This window comes from bacterium, from assembly GCA_041648665.1.
Lineage (GTDB): Bacteria > UBA10199 > UBA10199 > 2-02-FULL-44-16 > JAAZCA01 > JAFGMW01.
Genome location: JBAZOP010000079.1, coordinates 1 through 13,445, shown reverse-complemented (window position 1 = coordinate 13,445; position 13,445 = coordinate 1). Strand labels below are relative to the sequence as shown.

The 13,445-nt window shown below is 59.4% G+C and carries 8 protein-coding genes and 1 pseudogene; all 9 read left to right on the top strand.

Annotated elements, in window-relative coordinates; translation table 11 throughout:
• On the top strand, positions 1-540 hold a 540-nt coding region (rplA, locus tag WC683_16325; protein MFA4974176.1), incomplete at its 5' end, for a 50S ribosomal protein L1.
• Between the two features lie 37 nt (positions 541-577).
• On the top strand, positions 578-1,096 hold the full coding sequence (rplJ, locus tag WC683_16320; GenBank protein ID MFA4974175.1) for a 50S ribosomal protein L10: 519 nt from the start codon (positions 578-580) through the stop codon (positions 1,094-1,096).
• A 114-nt stretch (positions 1,097-1,210) separates the two neighbouring features.
• Positions 1,211-1,585 (top strand): 50S ribosomal protein L7/L12, encoded by a 375-nt coding sequence (gene rplL, locus WC683_16315; GenBank protein ID MFA4974174.1) that lies wholly within the window; start codon positions 1,211-1,213, stop codon positions 1,583-1,585.
• A 151-nt stretch (positions 1,586-1,736) separates the two neighbouring features.
• Positions 1,737-5,837: pseudogene (gene rpoB, locus WC683_16310) on the top strand (DNA-directed RNA polymerase subunit beta).
• A 42-nt stretch (positions 5,838-5,879) separates the two neighbouring features.
• On the top strand, positions 5,880-10,013 hold the full coding sequence (gene rpoC / locus WC683_16305; GenBank protein MFA4974173.1) for a DNA-directed RNA polymerase subunit beta': 4,134 nt from the start codon (positions 5,880-5,882) through the stop codon (positions 10,011-10,013).
• Positions 10,014-10,200: 187 nt separating this feature from the next.
• Positions 10,201-10,572 (top strand): 30S ribosomal protein S12, encoded by a 372-nt coding sequence (gene rpsL, locus WC683_16300; GenBank protein ID MFA4974172.1) that lies wholly within the window; start codon positions 10,201-10,203, stop codon positions 10,570-10,572.
• 23 nt (positions 10,573-10,595) lie between these two features.
• Positions 10,596-11,069, top strand: a complete 474-nt coding sequence (gene rpsG, locus WC683_16295) for a 30S ribosomal protein S7 (GenBank protein ID MFA4974171.1) — start codon at positions 10,596-10,598, stop codon at positions 11,067-11,069.
• Between the two features lie 88 nt (positions 11,070-11,157).
• Positions 11,158-13,245, top strand: coding sequence for an elongation factor G (gene fusA / locus WC683_16290; protein MFA4974170.1), 2,088 nt, complete (start codon positions 11,158-11,160; stop codon positions 13,243-13,245).
• 28 nt (positions 13,246-13,273) lie between these two features.
• Positions 13,274-13,445, top strand: a 172-nt coding sequence (locus WC683_16285) for a GTP-binding protein (GenBank protein ID MFA4974169.1), incomplete at its 3' end; no start/stop codon positions are given.

Here is a 13,445-nt window from a genome sequence, read left to right as displayed (position 1 = left end):
GATCCCAAGCAGACGGACCAGGGTGTTCGCGGCGCCATCGTGCTTCCGCACGGTATTGGCAAGAAGCTGCGCGTGCTGGTTTTCGCCAAGGGCGACAAGGCCAAGGAGGCCGAGGAGGCCGGCGCGGATTCGGTGGGCGGTGAGGACCTGGTCGAGAAGATAAACGGCGGTTGGTTCGAGTTCGATAAGGTGATCGCCACTCCGGACATGATGGGAGTCGTCGGAAGGATGGGAAAGGTGCTGGGCCCCAGGGGGCTCATGCCCAACCCGAAACTCGGCACCGTCACCATGGACGTCAAGAAGGCGGTCGCTGAACAGAAGGCCGGAAAGGTCGAATTCCGCATAGATAAAGCGGCGATCGTGCATGCCCCGATCGGCAGGCGCTCTTTCGGCGCCGCCAAACTGAAGGATAATCTGCTCGCCCTTATCGAGGCGGTGAACAAGGCGAAGCCGGCGGCAGCAAAGGGCACATACATTAAATCCATGGCGATCTCTTCCACGATGAGCCCGGGGATCCGTCTGGATGTGACGAACTTATAGACCGCCTCCGTGCGAGGCCAGTCTTGAGGAGGAAGCTGTGGAAAAAGCAAAGAAGTCGCAAGAGGTGAAGAACTTAAGCGAGCGCCTGGAGAAGGCCAAGGTCCTCATATTCGCAGACTACAGGGGGCTCAAGGTTTCGGAGATGACCGATCTCCGCGGCAATCTGCGCAAGGGCGATACTTGGTTCAAGGTCGTCAAAAACCGTCTCATGAAACGCGCCCTCAAGGAGAAGGGGATCGAGCAGCTTGGGAAGTACTTTGCCGGCCCAACAGCCGTCGCGATCAACTTCATCGATCCGGTGAACCCTGCCAAGGCGCTCGTCGAATTCGCGAAGAGCCACGACAAGCTTTCCGTCAAAGGCGGGTACCTCGATGGCAAGGAGATCGGGCCGAGTCAGGTGGAGGCCCTTTCCAAGATGCCGTCCCGCGAAATCCTGCTTGCGATGGCTCTGTCGTCGATGAATGCGCCCGCCAGCAATCTGGTCGGCGTGCTTGCGGCGATCCCGCGCAAGCTCGTCTACGCCATCAACGCGATCAAGGAGACGAAACAGGCATAAATTGAAACCAAACGCACTTAAACGGCGGCGAAGAAATCAAGGCGCCGCTCGCCCACTCGGCCCGTAACGCAAGCGCTACGGAATCGATTGGGGTGCAAAATCAAGGAGGAAGGTATGGCAACGGTAGGAAGAGCAGAAATCGTCGAGGCCCTGAAGGGCATGACACTCATGGAAGTGGCCGATCTCGTGAAGGATCTCGAGAGCACGTTCGGCGTCTCCGCTGCGGCGCCGGTTGCGGCTGCTGCGGCGCCGGTTGCGGCTGCTGCGGCTGAAGAGAAGACAGAATTCACGGTGATGCTGACCGATGCAGGCACCAACAAGATCAACGTGATCAAGGAAGTGCGCGCGGTCACGAGCCTGGGCCTGAAGGAGGCCAAGGATCTGGTCGAGGGTGCCCCGAAGGCGGTGAAGGAAGGCGTGACCAAGGAAGAGGCTGCCGACATCAAGAAGAAGCTCGAGGCAGCTGGCGCCAAGGTCGAGGTTAAGTAGCAATAGAGCGCAGATCAAAAGTGCCGGGGATGTCGCGCGAGATTATCGCGCGGCGCCCTGGCACAAAGCGTTTTTATGGCGTGTGGAAAGGCCGCCCGCGGGAGAGCCACGGGCGCGTCTGCTTATCTGACACCGAGGTCAAGGAGAGCATATGGCAACCCTTCCGGTTCGTCGTATCCGAAAAGACTTTTCAAAAATAAAGCATGTCATCGGCATACCTCCGCTCGTAGAGATACAACAGAAATCGTTTCAGCAGTTTCTGCAGGCGGATACCCCTCCTGAACAGAGGGCGGACATCGGGCTCCAGGGAGTCTTCAAGAGCGTCTTTCCGATCAAAGGGTTCAACCAGACCGCATCTCTCGAATTCGTGCAGTACGTGCTCGACCCGCCGAGATACGACGAGCAGGAGTGCAGGAACCGCGGTATGACCTTCGCCGCCCCGATGAGGGTGACGGTCAGGCTCGTGGTCTGGGACATAGACGAGGTGACTGCGGCGCAGACCATACGCGACGTCAAGGAGCAGGAGGTCTATTTCGGAGAGGTGCCGCTCATGACGGAATTCGGCACCTTCATCATCAATGGCACCGAACGCGTGATCGTCTCTCAGCTGCACCGCAGCCCAGGCGTCTTCTTCGAGCACGACAAGGGCAAGACGCATTCCACCGGCAAACTTCTGTTCGCGGCCAGGATGATACCTTACCGCGGCGCATGGCTCGACTTTGAGTTCGACGCCAAGGACTTAATACACGTCCGCATCGATCGCCGCCGCAAGATGCCTGCGACGATGCTGCTTCGCGCCCTCGGCTATTCCGAGGAGGAGCTGCTCAATATCTTCTATAAGCACGAGGTCGTCTCTATACAGGGCCGCAACAAGCTTGAAAAGAACGCGGTCGCGGACCTTCTCTGCTACCAGCGAGCGAGCAAGGACATCAAGGACCCCAAGACCGGGACCACTCTGGTGAAGAAGGGCAAGCGCTTCACGCGCCAGGCGATCGAAACCCTGACGAAGGCGAAGAACGCGCAGATCCCCATCGAACCTGAGGACATCATCGGCAAGTTCCTGGCCTGCGATGTGGTCGATCCTTCGACAGGCGAGGTGTTGCTTTCCGCCGGCGACGAACTCACCGAGAAAAAGTTTGAGGAGATCGCTGACAAGAAGATAGGGGAGATCAACATCCTGTTCATCGACGACCTCAACGTGGGTCCGTATCTTTTGAACACGCTCAAGGCCGACAAAGTCGGCACCCCGGAGGAGGCGAAGCTCGAGATCTATCGCAGGCTCAGGCCCGGCGACCCATCTACGCCGGAGGCCGCGGCGTCGCTCTTCGATAATCTCTTCTACAACCCGGAGCGCTACGACCTCTCCAAGGTGGGAAGGCTCAAGCTGAACTACAAATTCGGATTCGACGTACCCCTCGAGGTAAGCACCCTCCGCAAGGAAGACATCGTGTCTACGGTGCGCTACCTCATCGGGCTCAAGGATGGCGAGGGCGAGATAGACGACATCGATCACCTGGGCAACCGCAGGGTGCGATCCGTCGGGGAGCTTTTGGAGAACCAGTACAGGGTCGGCCTTATCAGGATGGAGAGGGCGATCCGCGAGCGCATGAGCCTTCAGGATGTAGAGACGCTGATGCCGCACGACCTGATCAACCCGAAGCCGGTGAGTGCGGTCATCAAGGAGTTTTTCGGATCGAGCCAGTTGTCGCAATTCATGGACCAGACAAACCCGCTCTCGGAAGTCACCCACAAGCGCAGGCTTTCGGCGCTCGGGCCGGGGGGGCTCACCAGGGAGAGGGCTGGATTCGAAGTGCGCGACGTGCATCCCACGCACTACGGTCGCATCTGTCCGATCGAGACCCCCGAAGGTCCGAACATCGGGCTCATCGCGTCGCTCTCGATATATGCGCGCGTCAACGACTATGGCTTCATCGAGACACCGTACCGCGAAGTGAAGGACGGCAAAGTCACCGAGGCTGTTGATTATTGTTCGGCGCTGGATGAGGCGGATCTCTCGATAGCGCAGGCCAACGCCGCGGTCGACAACAAGGATATGCTCACGAGCGAAAAGGTGCAGAGCCGAAGTCGCGGCGAATTCATGATGGCCAACCGCAGCGACGTCAAACTCATGGACGTTTCGCCGCAGCAGCTGGTCTCCATCGCGGCGGCGCTTATACCGTTCCTAGAGCACGACGATGCGAACCGCGCCCTGATGGGATCGAACATGCAGAGGCAGGCGGTCCCACTGCTGCGCAGCTCGGCTCCGATCGTCGGCACGGGCGTCGAAGCGACGGTCGCACGGGACTCGGGCGTCACCATAGTGGCCAAGCGCGAGGGCGTTATCGCTGAGCTTGACGCCAACCGCATAGTCGTCCGCGCCGACAAGAGCGAACGCAAGAAGTTCTCCAGCGAGGTCGATATCTACAACCTCACCAAGTTCCGTCGCTCCAACCAGAGCACCTGCATAACGCAGAAGCCGATCGTGAAAAAAGGAGACAAGGTTCGCAGGGGCGACGTGATAGCCGACGGTCCCGCTACTGACGAGGGAGAGCTCGCCCTCGGTCAGAACGTGGTCGTGGCCTACATGCCCTGGGGCGGATACAATTTTGAGGACTCGATCCTCATCAGCGAGCGCGTGGTCAAGGACGATTCCTTCACCTCTATACACATCGAGGAGTTCGAATGCGCTGCTCGCGACACAAAGCTCGGCAAAGAGGATATCACGCGTGACATCCCGAACGTAGGCGACGAGGCCCTCATGGACCTCGATGAATCCGGCATCGTGCGCATAGGTGCCGAGGTCAGGGCAGGAGATATCCTCGTCGGGAAGGTCACTCCAAAGGGCGAGACGCAGCTCTCTCCTGAAGAAAGATTGCTTCGCGCGATCTTCGGCGACAAGGCCGGCGACGTGAAGGATACGGGCCTCAGGGTTCCGCCGGGCGTGTCGGGGGTGGTCATCGGCGCCCAGGTCTTCTCTCGCGAGGGAGTTGAACTCGACGACCGCGCAAAGGAGATCCAGGACGAGGAGAAGACGAAGATCAACAAGGATATGGAGGCCGAGGTAAAGGGCATCATCGACACGGCGACCAAACGCATCAGGCAGCTGCTCGTCGGCCGCACCTCGACTTCGAAGGTCATGGACGAGGCTGAGGAGAAGGTTCTTCTGGCCAAGGGAAAGACGATCACCGAAGACACCCTCAACAGGATACCGTTCAGCAAGTGGAGCGAGATCTCGGTAGAGGACGGCGAATCGATAGAAGCCGAGCTCGCCGAACTATTCGACGAGGCCGAGGAGCAGCAAGACATGGTCAGGATGATGTACGACCAGAAGATCAACCGCCTGACCAAGGGCGACGAGCTGCCCCCGGGCGTCATCAAGATGGTCAAGGTCTACATCGCTATCAAGCGCAAACTCTCGGTCGGCGACAAGATGGCAGGCCGTCACGGGAACAAGGGCGTCATCTCCAGGATTCTGCCGGAGGAAGACATGCCCTACCTGGCTGACGGCAGGCCGGTGGATATCGTGCTGAATCCGCTCGGAGTTCCTTCGCGCATGAACGTGGGCCAGATCCTCGAGGCTCACCTCGGTTGGGCGGCCCGCACGATCGGCGAGAGGATACAGGAGAATCTGGACAAGAACTTCTCGCGCGACGAGCTCGCCAAAGCGATCAAGAAGGCCTACAGCTCGCCCGCGATGAACGAGTTTCTTGAGAAGGCATCCGAGAAGCAGCTGAGGGAAATGGCCGGAAAACTCCGGGATGGAATCCCCTTCACTACGCCGGTGTTCGATGGCGCGTCCGAGGCGGAGGTGAAGGAGGCGCTCAAAGAGGCCGGTCTGCCCGAGGGCGGAAAGACCGTTCTTTTCGACGGCCGCACCGGCGAGTCGTTCGATCACGAGGTGACGGTCGGTCTCATGTATATAATGAAGCTGCACCACCTGGTGGACGAGAAGATACACGCCAGATCGATCGGCCCGTATTCGCTGGTCACTCAGCAGCCGCTAGGCGGCAAGGCGCAGTTCGGCGGACAGAGGCTGGGAGAGATGGAAGTCTGGGCGCTCGAGGCATATGGCGCGGCTTTCGCGCTGCAGGAGTTCCTCACGGTCAAGTCCGACGACGTGGCAGGCCGCACCAGGATGTATGAGGCGATAGTGAAGGGCGAGAAGGTGCTGGAGCCGGGGCTTCCCGAGTCGTTCAACGTGCTCATCAAGGAGCTGCAGGCCCTGGCGCTGGACGTAGAACTTCTGGAGACAAAAGCTGGCAAATAGTTTCACTCGAGTCCAAAGAGGAGACTTATGGATATCTATCACTTCTTTGAGAAGCCCAAGGATCCGCTCTGTTTCGAGGGCATCCGCATAAAGCTCGCATCGCCCGAAAAGGTGATGGAGTGGTCCCACGGCGAGGTGAAGAAGCCGGAGACCATCAACTACCGCACCTTCAAGCCGGAGCGCGACGGACTCTTCTGCGCCAAGATATTCGGGCCGGTGAAGGACTATGAGTGCAACTGCGGAAAGTACAAGCGCATGAAACACCGCGGGATCGTGTGCGAGAAGTGCGGCGTCGAGGTCATCCAGAGCAAGGTCCGCCGCGAGAGGATGGGGCACATAAAGCTCGCTTCCCCGGTCGCGCACATCTGGTTTCTCAAGAGCCTCCCCTCCAGGATCGGCACGATGCTCGACGTCTCTCTTAAGGAGCTCGAGCGGGTCCTGTACTGCGAAGCCTACATGGTCATGGACCCGGGCAACACCGGTCTCAAGGAAGGTCAGATACTCACCGAGGACGCCTATCAGAAAGCGCTGGAGGAGTTCGGGCCAGCCTTCACCGTCGGCATGGGCGGCGAGGTGGTGAAGGAAATCCTCGCCAAGATCGATATGGACGAGCTCTCAAAGAAACTGCGCCGCGACCTCAAGAAGACGAAATCGGAGGCGGCCTCCGCCAAGATATCCAGGAGGCTCAAGCTCGTGGACCAGTTCCGCGAGGCGAACAACAGGCCGGAGTGGATGATGCTGGACGTGGTCCCGGTCCTGCCTCCTGATCTCAGACCCCTTGTCCCGCTCGACGGGGGAAGGTTCGCGACGTCGGACCTCAACGATCTCTACAGGCGCGTGATCAACCGCAACAACAGGTTGAAGAGGCTCATGGAGCTCAATGCGCCCGACATCATAATAAGGAATGAGAAGCGCATGCTCCAGGAAGCGGTGGACGCGCTCTTCGACAACGGCCGTCGCGCGAGGCCGTTCGTAGGTCCGAATCGTAGGCCGCTTCGTTCGCTCTCAGACATGCTCAAGGGCAAACAGGGCCGTTTCCGCCAGAACCTGCTCGGCAAGCGCGTGGACTACTCCGGCCGTTCGGTCATCGTGGTCGGCCCTGAGCTCAGGCTCCATGAGTGCGGCCTTCCCAAGACGATGGCGATCGAGCTCTTCAAACCCTTCATCTATAACAAGCTCGAGCTGAGGGGGCTCTCCGCTACGATCAAGAGCGCCAAGAGGCTAGTCGAGCGCGAATCCCCCGAGGTATGGGACGCCCTCGCCGAGGTCATAAAGGAACACCCGGTCATGTTGAACCGCGCGCCGACCCTCCACAGGCTGGGCATCCAGGCGTTCGAGCCGGTGCTCACCGAGGGCAAGGCGATCCGGCTCCATCCGCTCGTATGCGCGGCGTTCAACGCAGACTTCGACGGCGACCAGATGGCGGTGCACGTGCCGCTTTCCGTCGAGGCCCAGATCGAGGCCAGGGTCTTGTTGCTCTCCACGAACAACATACTTTCTCCGGCCAACGGCAAGCCGATCATCGTGCCCACGCAAGACATGGTATTGGGCATTTACTACATGACCCGCGAGAGGGCCTTTGCCAAGGGCGAGGGCGGCATGTTCAGCTCGCCCGATGAAGTGCGAGTGGCCTACGACGCAGGGCAGGCCGATCTGCAGGCGCGCATCAAAGTCAGGATGGACAGCAAGCTCATAGAGACCACGACCGGACGCGTGCTGCTCTACGACGTGGTACCCAAGCAGATACCTTTCTCGGCGATCAACAAAGTGATGGACAAGAAGGCGATCGCGGATCTCATCGATTCCTGCTACCGCCTCTGCAAGGACAAGGAGACGGTGCTGCTAGCCGATCACCTGCGTACTCTGGGTTTCCATCACGCTACGAAGGCCGGCATCTCCATCTGTATCGACGACATGGTCATCCCCGAGGCCAAGAGCCACATGCTCGACAAGGCGTTCTCAGAGGTCCGCGAGGTCGAGGAGCAGTACACCGAGGGGCTCATCACCTCGGGCGAGAAGTACAATAAAGTCGTCGATATCTGGGCTGCGACTACGGAAGACGTCGCTTCGGCGATGATGAAGGGGATGTCGACGATGATGATAGACGGCCCCGGAGGCGAGAAGCGCGAGCAGATGAGCTTCAATTCGATATTCATCATGGCCGATTCCGGCGCCAGGGGCTCCGCGCAGCAGATGCGCCAGCTGGCCGGGATGCGCGGACTGATGGCCAAGCCGTCGGGCGAGATCATCGAGACCCCGATCACTGCCAACTTCCGCGAAGGCTTGAACGTTCTGCAGTACTTCATATCCACGCACGGCGCCCGCAAAGGTCTTGCGGACACGGCGCTCAAGACTGCCAACTCAGGCTATCTGACCAGGCGTCTGGTCGACGTGGCGCAGGATACTACGGTCACCGAGGTGGACTGCGGCACCCTGGACGGACTGGTGGTGAGCGCGCTGGTCGAAGGCGGAGAGGTCATCGAACCCCTCTCGGACAGAATCCTCGGCCGCGTGGCGCTCGAGGATATCCGCGATCCCTATACTGACGAGGTGATAGTGGAGTCGGGCAACATGATAGACGAGGAGCTGGTGCAGAGGATCGAGGACTCCGGCCTCGAAAAGGTGCTGGTCCGCTCCGTTCTGACGTGCAAGAGCCTCGTCGGCTGCTGCGCCAAGTGCTACGGTAGGGATTTGGCGCGCGGTCATCTCGTGAACATCGGCGAGTCTGTGGGCGTGATTGCGGCGCAGTCGATCGGTGAGCCGGGAACCCAGCTTACGATGAGGACGTTCCACATCGGAGGAACCGCTTCCAGGCGCGTGGAGCAGTCGTCTCTCGAATCGCGTCATGAGGGAGTGGTGAAGTACGACGGCGTCCAGATCGTCGTGAACAAGGAAGGTAAACTGACCGTGATGAACCGCAACGGGGTCGTCATCGTCTCCGATGAGGCTGGCCGCGAGCGCGAGAGATACAAGTTGAATTACGGCGCGATCCTGCTGCACAAGGAGGGCGAGAAGGTCAAAGCGGGCGGCCTGCTCGCCGAGTGGGATCCGTACACCGTGCCGATCCTCACCGAGGTGAGCGGCAGGGTCAAGTTCGGCGACATCATCGAAGGTCTGACCATGACCGAACAGGTCGACGAGGTCACGGGCCTCTCGCGCAAGGTCGTCATATCCTCGAAGGATGCGACCGCCAGGCCGCGCATCTCGATCAAGGACGCTAACGGCGCCACCATGCAGCTTCCCTCGGGACGCGGCGAGGCCAGGTACCTGATGCCGGTCGGCGCGAACATAGTGGTGGCTGAAGGGGACGAGGTCCTGGCGGGCGACGTGATCTCCAAGATTCCGCGAGAGACCACCAAGACCAAGGACATCACCGGCGGTCTGCCGCGCGTCGCCGAGCTCTTCGAGGCGCGCAAGCCGAAGGATCACGCCATCATATCCGAGATCGACGGCCTGGTCTCGTTCGGACCCGATGCGAAGGGCCGCAGGACTCTCATCATCACACCCGAGGTCGGCGAACCGAAGGAATACGCGGTGCCGAAGGGTCGCCATATCTCCGTGCATGAGGGCGACTTCGTGCGCGCCGGCGAGGCGCTGATGGACGGCTCGCCCAATCCACACGACATACTCGCGGTGCTCGGCGAGAAAGAGCTGGCCAGGTTCCTCGTGGACGAGACCCAGGAGGTCTACAGGCTCCAGGGCGTGCGCATCAACGACAAACATATCGAGATCATCGTGCGCCAGATGCTCAAGCGCGTGCGCATAGTCGATCCCGGCGATACGACTCGTCTCGAGGACGAACAGGTGGAGAAGTCGATCTTCGAGGCGGAGAACGAGCAGGTCCGGGCAAAGGGCGGCAAACCGGCTGTGGGCGAACCCATGCTGCTCGGAATCACGAGGGCCTCGCTCTCCACTGAGAGCTTCATCTCGGCCGCGTCGTTCCAGGAGACCACGAAGGTCCTCACAGAGGCGGCGGTCTCCGGCAAGGTGGATTACCTGCGCGGTCTCAAGGAGAACGTCATCATGGGCCGCCTGATCCCGGCTGGCACGGGCCTTCGGAAGTACAAGGGCTTCGACATCGAGGTGGCTGAACTGCCGGAGGAGGCCGAGGGCATTGTTGCAGGGGATGAACTTATGGCAAGTCAAGATGTTGCCGGCTGATTTTCAAGTGCGACTTTAAGCTTAGGTGGGATTCGTATAAGGCCAGCAAATACCTTGACTTAGCAAGTTTCATCTGTTAGGTTGCGCCACTCTTTGGCGGATATTGCTGCAAGAGCATCTAACATCCTGTAATTGAATCACTTTTGATAGGCCCGCGTTGCCTGAAAAAAGACGCAAATGGAGTTTTATGCCGACGATAAATCAACTTGTAAGGAGCGGCAGGCGGCAGCTGAAGATGCGCACCGCATCCCCTGCGCTCGAGAGGTGTCCGCAGAAGCGCGGCGTTTGCATTCGCGTCTACACCACGACTCCCAAAAAACCGAACTCGGCTTTGCGCAAGGTCGCCAGGGTGAGGCTCACGAACGGTTTTGAGGTGACCTCCTACATCCCTGGAGAGGGCCACAACCTTCAGGAGCACTCGGTGGTCATGGTTCGCGGCGGCCGCGTCAAGGATCTGCCGGGCGTCCGCTATCATATTATCAGGGGCACGCTCGACTCCACCGGCGTGGAAAACCGCAGGCAGAGTCGTTCCAAGTACGGTGCGAAGAGACCCAAATAATTTCGTTCAAGACGAGGTTTACGATGCCCAGGAAAAAGAGAGCAAGTTTGAAGAGGATGGTGCTGCCGGACCCGAAATACGGCGACAAGCTCGTCTCGCAGTTCATCAACACGATGATGTGGAGCGGCAAGAAGTCGATCGCCGAGTATGTGGTCTACGGTACGTTCGACGTCCTCCAGGAGAAGAAGAACGACGATCCTGTAAAACTGTTCAAACAGGCCATGGAGAACATAAAACCGATCATCGAGGTTCGCTCACGCCGTGTCGGCGGCGCCACATACCAGGTGCCGGTCGAGGTGCGTTCGGACAGGCGCGTCTCCCTGGGTATCCGCTGGTTGCTCTCCGCGGCGCGCGCTCGCAAGGAAGGCACGATGAAGGACAGGCTTGCCGCCGAGCTGATCGAAGCGTTGGAGAATCGAGGCGCAGCTGTGAAGAAACGCGAGGATACTCACAAGATGGCAGAGGCTAACAAGGCCTTCGCACATTATCGCTGGTAAGGGATGTGCACTGAGCTCTTTGATATCATGGTGCGCAAATATTAAAGCCTCTTCATAGAGGCGGCCTAAAGGAGTGCAGAGGTAATCGATGGCAGCGGCATCAACAGATCTGAACGACGTGCGCAACATCGGGATCATTGCCCATATAGACGCGGGCAAGACCACGGTGACCGAGCGCATCCTTTTCTATACCGGCATCACCTATAAGATAGGCGAGGTCCACGAAGGGACCGCGGTGATGGACTGGATGGAACAGGAACAGGAGCGCGGCATAACGATCACGGCTGCTGCGACCACGTGCGAGTGGCTGGGCAAAAGGATCAACGTCATCGACACCCCAGGCCATGTGGATTTCACGGTCGAGGTTGAGCGTTGTCTCAGGGTCCTCGACGGCGCGGTCGGCGTATTCGATGCGGTGGCGGGCGTCGAGCCACAGTCGGAAACGGTCTGGCGTCAGGCCAACCGCTACGGTGTCCCGAAGATCGGTTTCGTCAACAAGATGGATCGCGTGGGCGCCGACTTTTTCCGCTGCGTTCGCATGATGAGGGAAAGGCTTGCGGCGAACGCGGTGCCGTTCCAACTGCCGCTCGGAGCCGAGGATAAATTCGTGGGTGTGGTGGATCTTATCTCACGCAAGGCGTTCTCCTTCGACGGCGACACCAAGGGTGCGAAGGTCGTGGAGATCCCGATCCCTGAAGACGTCGTGGCGATGGTCGACGAATATCGCGAGAAACTCATAGAAGCGGTCGTGGAATCGGAGGACGAACTTCTCCATAAGTACCTCGAGAGCCACAAGCTCACCGATGAGGAGATCATGAGAGCGGCGCGCAAGTCCACAGTCTCCATGCATGTGGTTCCGGTGCTCTGCGGTGCGGCATTCAAGAACAAAGGAGTGCAACACCTGTTGGATGCAGTCGTCAATTACCTGCCGTCTCCGCTGGATGTTCCTCCTATCGAGGGTGTGAACCCGGACAAGGAAGAGGTGATTGAAAAGAGGGCTGCCGATATCAAGGAGCCGTTCTCAGCGCTCGCCTTCAAGATCATGTCCGATCCGTACGTAGGCCAGCTCACGTTCATGCGCGTTTACTCCGGGGCAATAGAGAGCGGTATGACCGTGTACAATCCGATACGCGACAAACGCGAGAGGGTGGGCCGCCTCCTCAGGATGCACGCTAACAAGAGGGAAGAGATCAAGAGGGCCGAGGCGGGCGAGATAGTGGCGGCGGTCGGGCTCAACATCACCAGAACAGGGGATACCCTCTGCGATCAGAAACAGCCGATCATCCTGGAGAAGATGGAGTTCCCGGATCCGGTGATCTCCATCGCCATCGAGCCCAAGACCAAGGCGGACGAGGAGAGGCTGTCGCTCTCCCTGCAGAAGCTGGCTAACGAGGATCCGTCCTTCCGCGTGAAGGTGGACGAGGAGACGTGCCAGACGATCATCTCCGGGATGGGCGAGCTCCACCTCGAAATCATAGTCGACAGGTTGCTCCGCGAATTTAATGTAGCGGCTAACGTGGGCAAACCGCAGGTCGCTTATCGTGAGACGATCACCAGGGTTGTGGAGATAGAATCCAAACATGTGAAGCAGAGCGGCGGCCGCGGTCAGTACGCTCACGTATGGCTGAGGGTCGAGCCGCTGGAGCGCGGAAAGGGATTTGAGTTCGTCGACGAGATCGTTGGAGGCTCGGTCCCCAGGGAGTACATACCGGCCGTGAGGAAGGGCGTTCAGGAGGCTATGAACGGCGGAGCGATCGCTGGTTTCCCGCTGGTCGACCTACAGGTGGCTCTCTTCGACGGTTCGTACCACGAGGTCGACTCGTCGGAGATGGCGTTCAAGATCTGCTCGTCGATGGGTCTCAAGGCGGCGGTGAGAAAGGGAAGCCCGATCATTCTGGAACCCGTGATGAACGTCGAGGTTGTGGTCCCGGACGAGTACGTCGGCAGCGTTACCGGAGATCTTACGGCTAGGCGCGGCAGGATCATGAAGAGCGACGCCCACGCGGGATCGCAGATCATCGGCGCCCAGGTTCCGCTCTCGAAGATGTTCGGCTACTCGACGGACCTTCGGAGCGTGACGCAGGGAAGGGCCACGTACAGCATGCAGTTCGCGCACTATGAGCCGGTGCCCAAGAGCCTGGCTGAGGAGATAATAGCAAAATCGCAGGGGCTGTGATTCCTGCAAAGGATATGGGGAGGACACAATGGCGAAGGAGAAATTTGAACGGACGAAGCCGCACGTGAACGTAGGTACGATAGGGCACGTGGATCACGGCAAGACGACTTTGACGAGCGCGATCACGAAGTATCTTTCGACGAAGGGTCTGGCGGCGGTGATGGAGTTTGACCAGATCGACAAGGCTCCTGAGGAGAAGG

Excerpts from the sequence above, each read along its gene's own strand:
- rplL (MFA4974174.1), top strand. The coding sequence starts at position 1,211 with ATGGCAACGGTAGGAAGAGCAGAAATCGTCGAGGCCCTGAAGGGCATG.
- rpoC (MFA4974173.1), top strand. The coding sequence starts at position 5,880 with ATGGATATCTATCACTTCTTTGAGAAGCCCAAGGATCCGCTCTGTTTC.
- rpsL (MFA4974172.1), top strand. The coding sequence starts at position 10,201 with ATGCCGACGATAAATCAACTTGTAAGGAGCGGCAGGCGGCAGCTGAAG.
- rpsG (MFA4974171.1), top strand. The coding sequence starts at position 10,596 with ATGCCCAGGAAAAAGAGAGCAAGTTTGAAGAGGATGGTGCTGCCGGAC.
- fusA (MFA4974170.1), top strand. The coding sequence starts at position 11,158 with ATGGCAGCGGCATCAACAGATCTGAACGACGTGCGCAACATCGGGATC.